We start from the raw sequence: 17,403 nt of genomic DNA, 5'->3' as shown, positions 1-17,403 counted from the left end.
TGCAACTGACAGCCAGCCCCTTGGCCCGTTACAATTGCCGACTTTGTCGCAACGCTTGGAGCTCAACCTTCCGTGCCCGTCCTGCGTCTACCGAAACTCCCTGCCACTGCAGGTAAACAGCACTGGGGCAATCTGCCCGGTGCCGCCCTGAGCCTCGCAATCGCCGAAGCTGCCAGCGCCGCCCAGCGCTTCACCCTGCTCCTGACCGCCGACAGCCAAAGCGCCGAACGCCTGGAGCAGGAATTGAGGTTTTTCGCGCCCGAGTTGCCGGTGCTGCATTTTCCCGACTGGGAAACCCTGCCCTACGATCTGTTCTCGCCGCACCAGGACATCATTTCCCAGCGCATCGCCAGCCTGTACCGGCTGCCGGAACTGAGTCATGGCGTTTTGGTAGTGCCGATCACCACCGCCCTACATCGCCTGGCTCCGACCCGGTTTTTGCTGGGTAGCAGCCTGGTGCTGGATATCGGCCAGAAGCTGGACGTCGAGCAAATGCGCACCCGGCTTGAGGCCAGCGGTTATCGCTGCGTCGACACGGTGTACGAACACGGCGAGTTCGCGGTACGTGGTGCCTTGATCGACCTGTTCCCGATGGGCAGCAAACTGCCCTACCGGATTGACCTGTTCGACGACGAAATCGAAACCCTGCGCACTTTCGATCCGGAAACCCAGCGTTCCATCGACAAGGTCGAATCGGTACGCTTGCTACCGGCCCGGGAGTTTCCGCTGCAAAAAGATGCTGTAACCCGGTTCAAGGCGCGCTTTCGCGAACGCTTCGATGTGGATTTCCGCCGTTGCCCGATCTTTCAGGACCTGAGCAGCGGGATCACCCCGGCCGGTATCGAGTACTACCTGCCGCTGTTTTTCGATGAAACCTCGACCCTGTTCGATTACTTGCCGGGGGATACGCAAGTGTTCTCGCTGCCCGGTATCGAGCAGGCCGCGGAGAATTTCTGGTCTGACGTGCGCAACCGCTACGAAGAACGCCGCATCGACCCGTCCCGCCCGTTACTGCCCCCTGCCGAGCTGTTCCTGCCGGTGGACGACTGCTTCGCCCGGCTGAAAAACTGGCCACGGGTAGTCGCCAGCCAGGACGACGTAGATACCGGCAGCAGCCGCGAGCGCTTCCCGGCCCGGCCGTTGCCGAATCTGGCGATAGAAGCCAAGGCCAATCAGCCACTGGCGGCATTGTCCGGCTTTTTAGAGCAGTTTGATGGCCGCGTGCTGTTTACCGCCGAATCTGCCGGTCGCCGCGAAGTGCTGCTCGAACTGCTGGAACGTCTGAAACTTCGCCCGAAAACCGTCGAAAACTGGCCCGACTTCGTCGCCAGCAAACACCGTCTGGCCATTACCATTGCGCCGCTGGATGAAGGCCTGCTGCTGGACGACCCGGCCCTGGCCCTGATCGCCGAAAGCCCATTGTTCGGGCAACGGGTGATGCAGCGTCGCCGTCGGGAAAAACGCGCCGACGCCAACAACGATGCAGTGATCAAAAACCTCACCGAACTGCGCGAAGGCGCACCGGTGGTACATATCGACCACGGGGTCGGCCGCTATCAAGGGCTGGCGACGCTGGAAGTCGACAATCAGGTGGCCGAGTTTCTGACCCTGGAATACGCCGAGGGCGCCAAGCTCTACGTGCCCGTGGCCAACCTGCACCTGATCGCCCGCTACACCGGCAGCGACGATGAACTGGCACCGCTGCATCGTCTGGGCTCGGAAACCTGGCAAAAAGCCAAGCGCAAAGCCGCCGAGCAGGTCCGTGACGTGGCTGCCGAGCTGCTGGACATCTATGCCCGACGGGCTGCCCGTGAAGGCCATGCGTTTGCCGATCCGAAGGCCGATTACGCAACTTTCAGCGCCGGCTTCCCGTTCGAGGAAACCCCGGACCAGCAAACCACCATCGAAGCCGTGCGCGCCGACATGTTGTCGCCCAAGCCAATGGACCGGCTGGTGTGTGGCGATGTGGGCTTCGGCAAAACCGAAGTGGCCATGCGCGCCGCCTTCATTGCCGTGCATGGCGGCCGTCAGGTGGCGATTCTGGTGCCCACCACCCTGCTCGCCCAGCAGCACTACAACAGCTTCCGCGACCGCTTCGCCGACTGGCCGGTAACGGTAGAGGTAATGAGCCGCTTCAAATCGGCCAAAGAAATCAACGCCGCCGTGGCCCAGCTGGCCGAAGGCAAGATCGACATCGTGATCGGCACCCACAAGCTGCTGCAGGACGACGTCAAAATCAAAAACCTCGGCCTGGTGATCATCGACGAAGAGCACCGCTTCGGGGTACGCCAGAAAGAACAGCTCAAGGCCCTGCGCAGCGAGGTCGACATTCTGACCCTCACCGCAACGCCAATCCCGCGCACCTTGAACATGGCCGTGTCCGGCATGCGCGACCTGTCGATCATTGCCACCCCGCCTGCCCGCCGCCTGTCGGTGCGCACCTTTGTCATGGAGCAGAACAACAGCACCGTCAAAGAGGCGTTGTTGCGTGAACTGTTACGCGGTGGCCAGGTTTACTACCTGCACAACGATGTCAAAACCATCGAGAAATGCGCCGCCGAACTGGCAGAGCTGGTGCCAGAAGCACGGATCGGTATCGGCCACGGGCAAATGCGCGAGCGCGAACTCGAACAGGTGATGAGCGACTTCTATCACAAACGTTTCAACGTGCTGATCGCCTCGACCATCATCGAGACCGGCATCGACGTGCCGAGCGCCAACACCATCATCATCGAGCGCGCCGACAAGTTCGGCCTGGCTCAGTTGCACCAGTTGCGCGGCCGGGTTGGACGCAGCCACCACCAGGCTTACGCCTACCTGCTGACACCCCCGCGCCAGCAAATTACCGGCGACGCGCAAAAGCGTCTGGAAGCCATCGCCAATACCCAGGACCTGGGGGCCGGCTTTGTGCTGGCCACCAATGACCTGGAAATCCGTGGTGCGGGCGAACTGCTCGGTGACGGCCAAAGCGGCCAGATCCAGGCCGTCGGCTTTACCCTGTACATGGAAATGCTCGAGCGCGCGGTGAAGTCGATCCGCAAGGGCGAACAGCCCAACCTCGACCAGCCCCTGGGCGGCGGGCCGGAAATCAACCTGCGGGTACCGGCGCTGATTCCTGAAGCCTATCTCCCGGATGTGCACACCCGGCTGATCCTCTACAAACGCATTGCCAATGCCAGCGACGAAGACGGTCTCAAGGATTTGCAGGTCGAGATGATCGACCGCTTTGGCCTGCTGCCCGAGCCAAGCAAAAATCTGGTGCGCATTACCCTGCTCAAATTGCAGGCCGAACAATTGGGTATCAAAAAAGTCGATGCCGGCCCCCAGGGCGGACGCATCGAGTTTGCCGCGGACACCCCGGTTGACCCGCTGGTGCTGATCAAGCTGATTCAAGGCCAGCCCAACCGTTACAAATTCGAAGGCGCCACCGTGTTCAAATTCATGGTGCCGATGGAACGTGCCGAAGAACGCTTCAACACTATTGAGGCGCTGTTTGAGCGCCTGACACCGAAGTCGCCCTGAATGAAGTACCCATGTCCGTGAGCCTGACCCCGCAACTGACCAAGCCGCTCGCACCGACCTGGGTCAGTCGCTTCAAAGAGCAAAGCCTGGAACGTGGCCGCAGCTACGCCAGGCAAAACCGCGTCAGGATTGTGCAGATCGGTGACAGCCTGATTACTGCCAGCTGTCAGGGCTCGGGCGAAAACACCTACCGCCAGACCATTGAATTGCGCGACTCGGCCAAAGGCACATTGCTGCTGGTGAGCGCCAACTGCACCTGCCCGGTGCGGGCCAATTGCAAGCACACTGCTGCCGTATTACTGAAGATTGAAGAAACCTTGAACTACCCTGCCGCCGCCCAGGACGCCGAGCTTCTGGAAAAACTCCAGGCCGTACTCGACTCGCGTCGCCCTGCCAACCTGCCCGAAGTGCTGATCGATGACGTGCAACCGGTGCCGCGCCTATGGCTGGCCAGTGCCGAGTTCAGCGCCTTTGAACCGCGCAACGGCAAGATGCAGCGTTATATCCAGCACCGCGCCGCGCTGTCGTTCAATTACCTCGAGCAATACGCCAGCGGGCAAAAAAACGCCGACATCCTGATTCGCCAGGAACACCAGACCCTGCGCATCAAACGCCAGCCGGAGGCGGAAAACGCCTTTCGCGAGCAACTGCGCACCCTGGGTTTCAAAATCGCTACCCGCCAGAGCAAGGCGCTGCCTGAAAGCGCCGGCGAGCTGTTTGAAATGGTCAACGACAGTGCCTGGCTCAACTTCACCCTCAATCAAATGCCCGGCCTGCGCGAACAGGGCTGGGAACTGCAGATCGATGAAGACTTCGGTTTTGACCTGAGCCCGGTGCAAGACTGGTACGCCAACGTCGACGAGGCCCCGGAGCACGACTGGTTCGACCTGGAACTGGGGATCATCGTCAACGGCCAGCGCCTGAGTTTGCTGCCGATCCTGTTGAACCTGATGCGCTCCCATACCGATCTGCTGAGCCCGGAAAAACTGGCCAGGCGCCGGGACGACGAACTGATTCTGGTGAACATCCCCACCACTCCCAACAGTGGCCACGGCCCGCTGCAAGTGGCTCTGCCCTATGGCCGCCTGAAACCGGTGCTGGCGACCCTGGACGAGTTTTATCTGGGAGAGCCGGGCGCCACCAGCCTGCGGATCAAAAGTGCCGACGCACCGCGGCTTAACGCCCTGGATGCATTGCCCCTGCGCTGGGAAGGCGGCGAGCACATCCGCGGCTTTGCCCAGCGCCTGCGGGATATCAAGGACTTCAGCGTCGAAGCTCCCGAGGGCCTCAACGCCAACCTGCGCCCCTACCAGCTGGAAGGCCTGAGCTGGATGCAGTCACTGCGTCAACTGGAGGTCGGGGGGATTCTTGCCGATGACATGGGGCTGGGTAAAACCCTGCAAACCCTGGCGCATATCCTCTGCGAGAAAAATGCCGGGCGCCTGGATCGCCCGGCCATGGTGGTCATGCCCACCAGCCTGATCCCCAACTGGCTCGACGAGGCAGCGCATTTCACCCCGCAGCTCAAGGTGCTGGCGCTGTATGGCGCGACGCGTAAAAAGCACTTTGAGCACCTCAACGACTATGACGTGATCCTGACCACCTATGCGCTGCTGCCCAAAGACATTGAACAGCTGGCAAAACTGCCGCTGCATGTACTAGTGCTGGATGAGGCGCAGTACATCAAGAACCCCGGCAGCAAGGCCTCACAGGCGGCCTGCGAACTGAATGCACGTCAGCGCCTGTGCCTGAGCGGCACACCGCTGGAAAACCACCTGGGCGAGCTGTGGTCACTGTTCCACTTCTTGCTGCCCGGCTGGCTGGGCGATGTCAAAACCTTCAACCGCGATTACCGGGTGCCCATCGAGCGCCAGGGCAGCGACGAGCGTTTGCAGCACCTCAACGCACGGATCAAGCCTTTTCTGTTGCGCCGCACCAAGGAGCAGGTGGCGACCGAACTGCCGCCCAAGACCGAGATCATCCACTGGGTGGATCTCAACGAAGCCCAGCGCGATGTGTACGAGACCATGCGCCTGGCCATGGACAAAAAGGTCCGCGACGAAATCACCCGCAAAGGTGTGGGTCGCAGTCAGATCATCATTCTTGAAGCCCTGCTAAAACTGCGTCAGGTGTGCTGCGACCTGCGACTGGTCAGTGACACCCCGCCGAAAAAAGGCAGCACCTCCGGCAAGCTCGACAGCCTGATGCTGATGCTTGAAGAACTGTTCGCCGAAGGCCGGCGCATCCTGCTGTTTTCGCAGTTCACTTCGATGCTCGGGCTGATCGAAGCCGAACTGCAGAAACGCAAGGTGCGCTACGCCATCCTCACCGGGCAAACCCGTGACCGTCGCGCACCGGTGAAGGACTTCCAGAGCGGCACCCTGCAAATCTTTCTGATCAGCCTGAAGGCTGGCGGCGTGGGCTTGAACCTGACCGAGGCTGACACCGTGATCCACTACGACCCGTGGTGGAACCCAGCGGCGGAAAACCAGGCGACCGACCGCGCCTACCGCATCGGCCAGGAAAAACCGGTGTTTGTGTACAAGATGATTGCCCGCGGCACCGTGGAGGAGAAAATCCAGCACTTGCAGCAGGAAAAATCGGATTTGGCCGCAGGGGTTCTGGATGGCCGCATAGCCGGAGACTGGAAACTGCAGGACGACGACATCGATGCGCTGTTTGCACCGTTGCCGCCGAAAATCGAAAAGCGCTGAAACAACGTGAATGCTGCAGGAGCAGCCGGTCGACGCTCCTGCAGTTTTATTGCATTGGCCCTTCAATCAATCAGCTGGGCATCTCTAAGCGCACCCATCGCCACCAGCCAGCGCGGGCTCTCGCGATAGTCGGTGCTGGCCCACGCCTGGCCACGCATGCGGGCAATCCGCGGTGAAGGGGTCACCTTCAGACGCTGCGCTGCACTGAGTGCCAGCTCGGCCGCTGCCCGGTCGTTGCACACCAGGCCCATGTCGCAACCGGCCGACAGCGCCGCTTCGATACGGCTGGCAGCATCGCCGACCACGTGGGCGCCGGCCATCGACAGATCATCACTGAAGATCACGCCGTCAAACTCAAGCTCGCCGCGCAAAATATCCTGCAACCAGCGACGGGAAAATCCGGCTGGCTGGCTGTCCACTTGCGGATAGATCACATGGGCCGGCATGACTGCCGCCAGGTGCTTGCTCAACAGGGCAAATGGCACCAGGTCATGGCTGCGGATCTGCTCAAGACTGCGTTCGTCTACGGGAATCGCTACATGGGAATCGGCCTCGGCCCAGCCGTGACCGGGGAAATGCTTGCCGGTTGCAGCCATGCCCGCATCATTCATCCCGCGAATGAACGCCCCGGCCAACACTGCTGCACGCTGCGGGTCACCCTCGAATGAACGGCTACCGACCACAGCACTGCGCTGGTAATCCAGATCCAGTACCGGGGCGAAGCTCAGGTCCAGCCCGACAGCCAGCACTTCGGTGGCCATGATCCAGCCACACTGTTCGGCCAGGTACTCGGCATTGGGGTTATCGGCAATTGCGCGCATGGCCGGCAGACGCACGAAGCCCTGACGCAGACGCTGAACCCGCCCGCCTTCCTGGTCGACCGCCAGCAGCAAGTCAGGACGAATGGCGCGAATCGACGCACTGAGCTCACGCACCTGGCGCGGGTGCTCGATGTTACGGGCAAAAATGATCAACCCGCCCACTTCAGGCTGGCGCAACAATTGCCGATCTTCGGCCGTCAGCCAGGTACCGGCGACGTCCACCATCAAGGAGCCTTGCAGGGCAGAACTCATGGATAATCCTTTAAATAAAAAATAGCGGACACAGGGCTACGGGCCTCACCTGAATGAGACAGCAGCGAGTCGGCAACAGGAAATGGATCAGGAACGAACATGGCAGCTAGCTTAGCGGAACTCAGCTGCCACGCCCACCCGCAGCAGGTCAAACCTTGACGCTGACCTGCGGGGTTTTGCTGCGGGGACGAAGCTGTGCGGCGGCCATTGCCGGATCAACCACGCCGCTTTCAGCACGCATGCCTGCGGCGAGGAAAGGCACCATCAGACGCATCACCTGTTCGATCGAGGTGTTTACCCCGAAGTCGGTTTCGGCAATGGCGCGCAATGCCTTGATTCCGGACATGCTGAAAGCCGCCGCGCCGAGCATGAAATGCACGCGCCAGAACAGTTCGATCGGGGGGATTTGCGGGGCGGCCTCATTGACCAGCAACATGTAGCGGCGGAAAACCTTGCCATACATGTCTTCAAGGTAGCGCCGCAAATGCCCTTGGCTCTGACTGAATGCCAGCCCCAGCAAGCGCATGAAGATAGACAGGTCATTGCCGCTGCGGGGCTGGATTACCAGCGCCTGCTCCACCAGCATTTCCAGCAGTTCTTCAAGGGTGGGCCGATTCTCCGGCCTGGCCTGACGGCGCTCCAGCTCTCGATCGAGGTTGGTGCAGAAAGGCCCCAGAAACCGCGAAAAAACTGCCTGGATCAGCGCTTTTTTTGAACCGAAATGGTAATTGACAGCCGCAAGATTAACCCCGGCCTTGCTGGTAATCAGCCGCAATGAGGTTTCGGCAAACCCTTTTTCCGCGAACAGCTGCTCGGCAGCATCAAGGATACGTTCAACGGTTTCCGACTGGGCCATGGCTACTCCGCCTGACAAACATTTAAACAGTTGTTTGAAACATACGTTTCAGCTTGTAAAAAGTCAAGGTGACGTATTCACATTGCGACCGGGCGGTTTCGCATTTAACCACAGCCTCGGCCCGCCGGGTCGCAGCTGATAAAGTGCGCAGCCTGACAGGCGACCGTCCGGCGGACTCCTGAAAATGGGTGATTGCCAATCAGCTATCACTGTATATAATCCCAGTCACTGTATAAAAAGACAGAGCGATCAACATGCTAAAACTGACGCCACGCCAAGCTGAGATCCTGGCCTTCATCAAGCGATGCCTGGATGACAACGGATACCCGCCCACCCGTGCCGAGATCGCACAGGAGCTGGGCTTCAAGTCGCCGAACGCCGCCGAAGAACACCTCAAGGCCCTAGCCCGCAAGGGTGCCATCGAGATGACTCCGGGAGCATCGCGGGGCATTCGCATCCCCGGTTTCGAAGCCAAGTCCGACGAATCCACCCTGCCCATCATCGGCCGGGTTGCTGCCGGCGCCCCAATCCTGGCGCAGGAGCACGTCGAAGAGTCATGCAATATCAACCCGACCTTCTTCCATCCGCGCGCTGACTATTTGCTGCGGGTGCAAGGCATGAGCATGAAGGACGTCGGCATCTTTGATGGCGACCTGCTTGCCGTTCATACCTGTCGCGAAGCCCGTAACGGCCAGATTGTCGTGGCCCGCATCGACGACGAAGTGACGGTAAAGCGCTTCAAGCGTGAAGGTAACAAGGTCTGGCTGATCGCCGAGAACCCTGACTTCGCCCCGATTGAAGTCAACCTCAAGGACCAGGAACTGGTCATTGAAGGCTTGAGTGTCGGCGTCATTCGCCGCTAAAGGAGGCTTCATGCAGTTCCCACACACACCGCTGCCAGCACAACTCAATCTTTTCGAGGCGTTCATGGCAAAACCAATGACCCCCGCGATCAAAGACGTGCTCGATTCACCCTGGAGCGTCGAACCCGAAGCATTCAGTGAACTGTCGCTGCGCGGTGCTGCCGGAAACTGCCTGAACCTGCTTGCGCCTATGCTGCGCGAACTGAGCGAACAACCGGACGACCGCTGGCTGACACTGATAGCGCCACCCGCCAGCCTGACTCAAAGCTGGCTACGGGATGCCGGCCTCAACCGTGAACGTATTTTGCTGCTGCAGCCCAACGGCAATAAAAGCACGCTGCAACTCACCTGCGAAGCTCTGCGCCTGGGCCGAAGCCACACGGTGGTCAGCTGGATCAATCCACTGAATGCCGCAGCCCGCCAACAGCTGATTGGTGCAGCACGCACCGGTCACGGGCAAAGTTTGAATATTCGTCTGGGCTAAACAGCGGACGTTGTCACAGGGCTTTTGCTGAATACAAAAGCCGGTCCGTGACACGCCTGGGGCATGGATCGCGTCTTAATGAAGAATACGCGGTCCGTCATCCTTTTCGAGTTCGCCTTCGGCCAGTCGGCCCGCCATCTGCACACCTACGCTAAGCATGGCCTTGGCCACCTCTACGTGCTGACCCTGAAGAAAAGCCTTGGCATCTTCAGAGAAGTTCAGCGTCACCAAAGACCCCTCGTCTTCAGCCCGACGCAACTCGATACGGCCGTCTGGCAATTCGACAATTTCAAGAAAGGACGTTGGCATAAAAGTTTGTTCTCCACGAAAGCGCGGGATTATATCAGTCATCCACTGGGAATTTGCCAGGAACTGTGCTGGTTTCATTACAGACTGATGAATGACTGTACAGTTTTGCCTTCGACCATCAGCACTCATTGAGCCCGTCGCGAAAGCGGACAGCCAGGGATTTCAAGTTCTGGCGCCACTCTTCCAAGGTTTCCCGGCCTAACTCCCCGGGTGTCTCGTCCTCCAGATTGACCGCTACGATCAAGGGCTGGAAGACATCTGCCTTGACCTTTTTCGGAGCCTGCAACGGCTGGTACAACGCCCCATGGGCGGCGATCAATTGGGCCAGCCAGGTTTGCGGCGCACGCGCCAGCTCGACCATTTCTGCCAGTTCGGGGATGGCTATTGCCTCCAGCACCTCCTGAGTGAGCAACAGTTCAACCCTGGGCGCGCCGGCCTGAGGCAGACGGTAGAAACCCGCGATTTCATGGCACAGCCCGAGCAATGCACCATACAAATGGAACACCGCTGATTCGCGTTCGGCCTGTACCAGCGCCTGAGCATTCATGGCCCGACCTTCGCCGGCCTTGTTCATGGCATCCAGGGCCAGACCGGCGAAGTAAATTTTCTGATTGGTGCGGGTATAGAGTTCATGAGCCATGCGGGCGCGCTCCACAGCGAATTGGATAAGTGCAGACTGAGCAGTCTCAGGGATCAGGGGCTACGGGAGCAAGCGCCAATCCTGCGCTTTTGGTGCAGTTACCACAGGCCCGTACAGGACAATCACAAAAAAACCGCGCAAGGCATGCAGCCCTTGCGCGGTTTTTTGTTAAGCCGTCACGCTAAATCAGGCGTCTTTCTCTTTACGCTTGTCTTCAACCTTCCAGCTTTTGCCGTCGTAGAAGGCACGCCAGCCTGTCGGCTTGCCTTCAACTTCAGTCTGCACGTACTGCTCCTTGGTTTTGCGACTGTAGCGAATCACCGCTGGACGACCATCCGGGTCCGTCTTCGGCGCTTCACACAGGAAGTGGTACTTGGGATCGATCTCGTCCTTGTGCGGCACGATTTCAATCACCAGCGGCGCACGGGTCTCGCGGTTTTTCGGGAACTGGCTGGCCGCCAGGAACAACCCCGAAGCACCGTCACGCAAAATATACGTGTCGTTGACCTTCTCGCACTTGAGCTCCGGCATTTTTACCGGGTCCATTTTCGGCGGCGCAGCTTCACCACTTTTCAGCAGTTTGCGGGTGTTTTTGCATTCGGCGTTGGTGCAACCGAAGAACTTGCCGAAACGACCGGTCTTGAGCTGCATCTCGCTGCCGCACTTGTCGCACTCCAGGCTTGGCCCTTCGTAGCCCTTGATGCGGTAGCTGCCTTCTTCGATTTCGTAGCCGGTGCAATCCGGGTTGTTACCGCAGATGTGCAGCTTGTGCTTCTCATCCAGCAGGTACGCATCCATCGCGGTGCTGCAAATCGGGCAGCGGTGCTTGCCCAACAGCACCAACGATTCGGACTCACCCTCGTCGTCGGCAGCAATTTCGTCGCCAGGCACCAGGTTTACCGTGGCCTTGCAGCGCTCTTTAGGCGGCAAGCTGTAGCCCGAGCAACCCAGGAATACACCGGTCGACGCGGTACGAATCTGCATCGGACGCCCGCACTCTTTGCACGGGATGTCGGTCATTACCGGCTGGTTGGCACGCATCCCGCCTTCCGGCGCGGCCGCTACTTCAAGTTTCTTTTTGAAGTCGCCATAGAACTCGTCCAGCACGTTTTTCCAGTCGCGCTCACCGTGCGCCACATCATCGAGATTTTCTTCCATCCCGGCGGTAAAGCCGTAGTCCATCAGGTCAGAGAAGCTCTCGGACAAACGCTCGGTAACGATGTCGCCCATTTTTTCGGAGTAGAAGCGGCGGTTATGCAGCGCCACGTAACCACGATCCTGGATGGTGCCGATGATCGCGGCGTAGGTCGAAGGACGACCGATACCGCGTTTTTCCATCTCTTTTACCAGGCTGGCTTCGGAGTAACGCGCAGGCGGCTTGGTAAAGTGCTGGCTCGGATCGAGTTCGATCAGTTTCAGCACGTCGCCCTGGGCCATGTCCGGCAGTACATCGTCGTCGCCAGGCTTGGCAATTTGCGGCATGACCCGGGTGTAGCCGTCGAACTTCAGGATACGGCCCTTGGCACGCAGCTCAAAGTCACCAGCAGCGACGCTGACGGTGGTCGACAGGTATTTGGCCGGCAGCATCTGGCAAGCAACAAACTGGCGCCAGATAAGCTCGTAGAGCCGCTCAGCATCACGTTCCATGCCCGACAGCTTGCTTGGATCGGTGTTTACGTCAGAAGGACGAATGGCTTCGTGAGCCTCCTGCGCGCCTTCCTTGCTGCTATATACGTTGGGGGCCGGCGGCAGGTAGGCAGCACCGAACTCACCCTCGATGTAAGTGCGCGCCATTTCCACGGCATCAGCCGAAAGGTTGGTGGAGTCGGTACGCATATACGTGATGTAGCCGGCTTCGTACAGACGCTGGGCCATCATCATGGTTTTCTTCACCCCGAAGCCCAGGCGGTTACTCGCGGCCTGTTGCAGGGTGGAAGTAATGAATGGCGCAGAAGGCTTGCTGCTGGTCGGCTTGTCTTCACGCTTGGAGATGGTGTAGCTGGAGGCTTTTAGCTTCTCCAGCGCCGCCATGGCCTGAGTTTCGTTCAGCGGCTTGAAGGCTTCGCCTTTTTCACGGGCAACGTCGAAGCGCACTTTCGCGCCCTTGGCAGTGCCCAGATCGGCGTGGATTTCCCAGTATTCTTCAGGGTTGAAGGCACGGATCTCACGCTCACGCTCAACCACCAGCTTCACGGCAACCGACTGCACCCGACCGGCCGACAGGCCACGGGCGATTTTCGCCCACAGCAGCGGCGAAACCATGTAACCCACCACGCGGTCGAGGAAACGACGCGCCTGCTGGGCGTTGACACGGTTGATGTCCAGCTCGCCCGGCCTGGAGAAGGCTTCCTGAATCGCCTTCTTGGTGATTTCGTTGAACACCACGCGCTTGTAGCGGCTGTCATCACCACCGATGGCTTCGCGCAGGTGCCAGGCAATGGCTTCCCCCTCGCGATCCAAGTCGGTTGCGAGATAGATGGTGTCAGCATCCTTGGCGAGCCGGCGCAGCTCTTCGATGACCTTTTCCTTGCCCGGGAGGATCTCGTACTTGGCTTTCCAGCCATGTTCCGGATCGACACCCATGCGCGAGATCAGCTGCTTTTGAGCCTTCTCTTTTGGCGACAGGGCCGGCACTTCACCAGCCGCCGCCTTGCCGCGCTTGGCAGCAGGTTCTTTGCTGGCGCTAGCCGAACCGCTGGTGGGCAGGTCTCGGATATGGCCGATACTCGACTTCACCACGTACTCGTTACCCAAGTACTTGTTGATGGTCTTGGCCTTAGCCGGGGATTCCACAATGACCAGCGATTTGCCCATGGATCAGAAAATTCCTGAATTCTAGAAGTGAAAGGCGGTTCGCGCCTGACGCGGCACCGCTATATATAGTGGCTACAAGGTGAGGTCAAGCACAGGGTTCTGCGCGACCTCGCCTCATGGCTTGGGAAAAATACTCGGTTCAGCCTTTACCAGAGCGAATCGGGGGACTGTTTTGCCCTCATATTCGACCGTTTCAATAAACATTTTCAGCGGACGCACCCAATAGCCGAATTCACCATGCAAGGCCTGGTAAAACACGACCTCCTCTTCGGTCTCGGAGTGGCGCGCCACATTGAACACCCGATATTGCGGGCCTTTATAGTGTTGGTAGAGCCCAAGTTGTACCGACATGTTGCGCTCCCTAAAAGAAAAAAATTCAAAACATCCAAAAAACAAAAACCGGGGCACATGGCCCCGGCTTCCATCAACGCAACGCTTTAGACGCGTTCGAAGACAGTGGCAATGCCCTGGCCAAGACCAATGCACATGGTGGACAACCCGAAAGTGCCGCCATTTTGCTTCATTACATTGAGCAAAGTGCCGGAGATGCGAGCACCCGAACATCCAAATGGATGGCCCAGGGCGATGGCACCGCCGTGCAGGTTAACCTTCTCATTCATCTTGTCGAGCACTTTCAAATCTTTCAGCACCGGCAGGGCCTGTGCAGCGAAAGCTTCGTTGAGCTCGATGAAGTCGATATCGGCCATATTCAAGCCTGCGCGCTTCAATGCTTTTTGCGTGGCCGGTACAGGACCATAGCCCATGATCGCAGGATCCACACCGGCAACAGCCATCGAGCGGATCACTGCCAGCGGCTCAAGACCCAGGTCTTTTGCACGCTGGGCCGACATTACGATCATGCACGAGGCACCATCGGTAATCTGCGACGAAGTGCCCGCAGTCACTGTCCCGCCCTTGGGGTTGAAGGCCGGCTTCAACGCAGCCAGGCTTTCCATGCTCGTATCCGGACGAATGGTCTCGTCGTAGTCGAACATTTTCAGGAAGCCATTTTCGTCATATCCCTGCATCGGGATGATTTCGTCTTTGAACTTGCCTTCAATGGTCGCCTTGTGGGCCAACTGGTGAGAACGCACGGCAAAGGCATCCTGCTGCTCGCGGGTGATGCCATGCATCTTGCCCAGCATTTCAGCGGTCAGACCCATCATGCCCGAGGCTTTCGCCGCGTACAGCGACATGTGCGGGTTAGGATCAACGCCGTGCATCATGCTCACGTGACCCATATGCTCGACGCCACCGACCACGAAAACGTCACCGTTACCGGTCATGATCGCCTGGGCAGCAGTGTGCAGGGCGCTCATGGACGAACCGCACAGCCGGCTCACGGTTTGCGCGGCCGAAGTATGTGGGATCTGGGTCATCAGCGACGCCATGCGTGCGATGTTCCAGCCCTGCTCCAGGGTCTGGTTTACGCAGCCCCAGATCACGTCTTCCACTTCGTTCGGGTCAACCTTGTTGTTGCGCTCCAGCACTTTGCTGATCAGGTGCGCAGACATGTCTTCAGCACGGGTGTTGCGGTGCATGCCACCCTTGGAGCGGCCCATCGGGGTGCGACCGAAGTCAACAATCACCACGTCTCTAGGATTCAAGCTCATAATTTCACTCTCACTCTAATGGGGCGCTTAACCGAAGAAGCTCTGACCGTTCTTGGCCATCTCGCGCAGCTTCGCAGTCGGGTGGTACAGCGCGCCCAGTTCAGCGTACTGATCAGCCAGGGCCACGAACTGTGCAACACCGATCGAGTCGATGTAGCGCAATGCGCCGCCACGGAACAGCGGGAAGCCAATGCCGTAAACCAGACCCATATCGGCCTCGGCCGCAGTTTCAACGATGCCGTCTTCCAGGCAGCGTACGGTTTCCAGACACAGCGGGATCATCATCCAGTTGATGATGTCTTCGTCAGTCACGTCGCGCTGCTCGTAGACAATCGGCTTGAGCACTTCAAGTACGCTGGAATCAACGACTTTCTTCTGCTTGCCGCGCTTGTCTTCTTCGTAGGCGTAGAAGCCCTTGCCGTTCTTCTGGCCCAGGCGCTTGGCTTCGTACAGAGCGTCAATCGCCGAGCGGCGATCGTCTTTCATGCGATCAGGGAAGCCTTCAGCCATCACGTCACGACCGTGGTGACCGGTGTCGATGCCGACCACGTCCATCAGGTACGCCGGGCCCATCGGCCAGCCGAATTTTTCCATCACTTTGTCGATGCGCACAAAGTCGACACCGGCGCTGACCAGCCTGGCGAAACCGCCGAAGTACGGGAACAGCACACGGTTGACCAGGAAGCCCGGGCAGTCGTTGACCACGATCGGGTTTTTACCCATTTTCTTGGCGTAGGCAACGGTGGTTGCTACAGCCAGGTCGCTGGATTTCTCGCCACGAATGACTTCAACCAGCGGCATCATGTGCACCGGGTTGAAGAAGTGCATGCCGACAAAGTTCTCCGGACGCTTGAGGGCCTTGGCCAGCAAACTGATGGAGATAGTCGAAGTGTTGGACGCCAGAATCGCGTCTTCGCGGACGTGGTTTTCCACTTCAGCCAGTACGGCCTGCTTGACCTTCGGGTTCTCGACTACAGCTTCGACCACCAGGTCGACGTTGCCGAAATCACCGTAAGACAGGGTCGGACGAATACCGTTGAGCACTTCGGCCATTTTCGCCGGGGTCATGCGACCTTTATCAACGCGACCTACCAGCAGCTTGGCGGCTTCTGCCAGACCTTGCTCGATGCCGTGTTCGTTGATGTCTTTCATCAGGATCGGCGTGCCTTTGGAAGCCGACTGATAGGCAATACCGCCGCCCATGATGCCAGCGCCGAGTACGGCTGCCTGCTTCACGTCTTTGGCAATCTTGTCGTAGGCCTTGGCCTTTTTCTTCAATTCCTGGTCGTTGAGGAACAACCCGATCAGGCATTGCGAAGCCGATGTTTTTGCAAGTTTGGCGAAACCTGCGGCTTCAACTTCCAGCGCCTTGTCACGACCGAAGTTCGCGGCTTTCTGGATAGTCTTGATCGCTTCAACCGGGGCCGGGTAGTTTGGTCCGGCCTGGCCGGCGACGAAACCTTTGGCGGTTTCGAAAGCCATCATTTGTTCAATTGCGTTCAGCTTGAGTTTTTCAAGCTTTGGCTGGCGCTTGGCCTTGTAGTCCAGCTCGCCACTGATGGCGCGCTTGATCACGTCCAGCGCAGCTGCACCCAGTTTGTCCAGGGTGACAACAGCATCAACGGCGCCGACTTTCAGGGCGTCTTCAGCGCGGTTTTCTTTACCCGAGGCAATCCATTCAACAGCGTTATCCACGCCGATCAGACGCGGCAAACGTACGGTGCCGCCGAAGCCCGGGTAGATGCCCAGTTTTACTTCAGGCAAGCCAATCTTGGCGCTGTCGGCCATGACGCGGAAGTCCGCTGCCAGGCACATTTCCAGACCGCCACCCAACGCGATGCCATTGATGGCCGCAACGGTAGGTACATTGAGGTCTTCGAAAGCACTGAAGATTTTGTTGGCTTCGAGGTTACCCGCGATCAGCTCAGCATCCGGCAACTTGAAATTTTCGACGAATTCGGTGATGTCTGCGCCGACGATAAACACGTCTTTGCCGCTGGAAACGATAACACCCTTGACCGAAGCATCTGCCTTGATCGCATCCACTGCCTGACGCAATTCGTTCAGGGTTAGACGGTTGAACTTGTTGACGGACTCACCCTTGAGATCGAACTTGAGTTCGACGATGCCACTTTCAAGAGCCGTAACCGTGATGGCTTTACCTTCGTAAATCATCAACTGATCTCCACGATATGGAAGCTGAACAGTACACGTCGGACGCTAGCGTCTGGCTGTCACTGACCTTTGCGTCAATGTTGATGCCAGGCCGCCAGGCACACCCGCCAACGCGATAGTCGGGGTTCTGTGAGCGCCGTCGAGGAAGACAAACGCTCAATTCATACGCCCGTTTGATTTGGGTGTCGACACCTTCAGGGAAAAGCCCGCGATTGTCAATTGTCCAAAACAACGATGACAAAACCACCCTGCAGGAGCGGGCTTGCCCCGCCATTGCATCACCGCGGTGTTTCAAGCAAAACGCGGTGCCTGCATCGCGAGGCAAGCTCGCTCCACAAGC

The 17,403-nt window shown here is 58.8% G+C and carries 12 protein-coding genes; 4 read left to right on the top strand and 8 right to left on the bottom strand.

All coding sequences use genetic code 11. The features are described 5' to 3' along the window. Positions 1 to 72 precede the first annotated feature (72 nt). Both mfd and FEZ21_RS10160 read left to right on the top strand, forming a co-directional pair. Positions 73 to 3,522: a transcription-repair coupling factor gene (gene mfd / locus FEZ21_RS10165; RefSeq protein WP_003446631.1), complete on the top strand. Its 3,450-nt coding sequence runs from the start codon at positions 73 to 75 to the stop codon at positions 3,520 to 3,522. 11 nt (positions 3,523 to 3,533) lie between these two features. Next, positions 3,534 to 6,236, top strand: coding sequence for a DEAD/DEAH box helicase (locus FEZ21_RS10160; RefSeq protein WP_003446629.1), 2,703 nt, complete (start codon positions 3,534 to 3,536; stop codon positions 6,234 to 6,236). A 62-nt stretch (positions 6,237 to 6,298) separates the two neighbouring features. On the opposite strand, the gene nagZ is transcribed toward FEZ21_RS10160, so the two are convergent. Further along, complete coding sequence (gene nagZ / locus FEZ21_RS10155; protein ID WP_177412936.1) at positions 6,299 to 7,297, bottom strand: beta-N-acetylhexosaminidase; 999 nt, start codon at positions 7,295 to 7,297, stop codon at positions 6,299 to 6,301. A 160-nt stretch (positions 7,298 to 7,457) separates the two neighbouring features. Next, positions 7,458 to 8,165, bottom strand: coding sequence for a TetR/AcrR family transcriptional regulator (locus FEZ21_RS10150; protein ID WP_160627014.1), 708 nt, complete (start codon positions 8,163 to 8,165; stop codon positions 7,458 to 7,460). Between the two features lie 254 nt (positions 8,166 to 8,419). Here FEZ21_RS10150 and lexA point away from each other — a divergent pair, with 254 nt between their 5' ends. After that, entirely contained in the window at positions 8,420 to 9,028 is a 609-nt protein-coding gene (lexA, locus tag FEZ21_RS10145) for a transcriptional repressor LexA (RefSeq protein WP_003446624.1), read from the top strand. A gap of 10 nt (positions 9,029 to 9,038) precedes the next feature. After that, complete coding sequence (sulA, locus tag FEZ21_RS10140) at positions 9,039 to 9,512, top strand: SOS-induced cell division inhibitor SulA (RefSeq protein ID WP_003446622.1); 474 nt, start codon at positions 9,039 to 9,041, stop codon at positions 9,510 to 9,512. Between the two features lie 75 nt (positions 9,513 to 9,587). Here the strand turns inward: sulA and FEZ21_RS10135 are convergent, their stop codons facing one another. The 6 genes from FEZ21_RS10135 to fadB form a co-directional block, all read right to left on the bottom strand. Next, positions 9,588 to 9,821, bottom strand: a complete 234-nt coding sequence (locus FEZ21_RS10135; protein ID WP_003446620.1) for a hypothetical protein — start codon at positions 9,819 to 9,821, stop codon at positions 9,588 to 9,590. A 118-nt stretch (positions 9,822 to 9,939) separates the two neighbouring features. After that, positions 9,940 to 10,461 carry a DUF6586 family protein gene (locus tag FEZ21_RS10130; protein ID WP_003446619.1) on the bottom strand — a complete coding sequence of 174 codons (522 nt, stop codon included), beginning with the start codon at positions 10,459 to 10,461 and terminating at the stop codon, positions 9,940 to 9,942. A 186-nt stretch (positions 10,462 to 10,647) separates the two neighbouring features. Continuing rightward, positions 10,648 to 13,275, bottom strand: coding sequence for a type I DNA topoisomerase (gene topA, locus FEZ21_RS10125; RefSeq protein WP_160627012.1), 2,628 nt, complete (start codon positions 13,273 to 13,275; stop codon positions 10,648 to 10,650). 114 nt (positions 13,276 to 13,389) lie between these two features. Beyond that, positions 13,390 to 13,626 carry a DUF1653 domain-containing protein gene (locus FEZ21_RS10120; protein ID WP_003446616.1) on the bottom strand — a complete coding sequence of 79 codons (237 nt, stop codon included), beginning with the start codon at positions 13,624 to 13,626 and terminating at the stop codon, positions 13,390 to 13,392. 86 nt (positions 13,627 to 13,712) lie between these two features. Further along, on the bottom strand, positions 13,713 to 14,888 hold the full coding sequence (gene fadA, locus FEZ21_RS10115) for an acetyl-CoA C-acyltransferase FadA (RefSeq protein ID WP_003446615.1): 1,176 nt from the start codon (positions 14,886 to 14,888) through the stop codon (positions 13,713 to 13,715). A 27-nt stretch (positions 14,889 to 14,915) separates the two neighbouring features. Continuing rightward, a complete protein-coding gene (gene fadB / locus FEZ21_RS10110; RefSeq protein WP_127195845.1) occupies positions 14,916 to 17,063 on the bottom strand; it encodes a fatty acid oxidation complex subunit alpha FadB in 2,148 nt (715 codons plus the stop codon). Between the last annotated feature and the right edge of the window lie 340 nt (positions 17,064 to 17,403).

This window comes from Pseudomonas sp. 9.1(2019) (assembly GCF_009910445.1).
Taxonomy (GTDB): Bacteria; Pseudomonadota; Gammaproteobacteria; order Pseudomonadales; family Pseudomonadaceae; genus Aquipseudomonas; species Aquipseudomonas paraversuta.
Note: the sequence above shows the minus strand (reverse complement) of the source record. Positions and strands in the feature narration are given on the sequence as shown.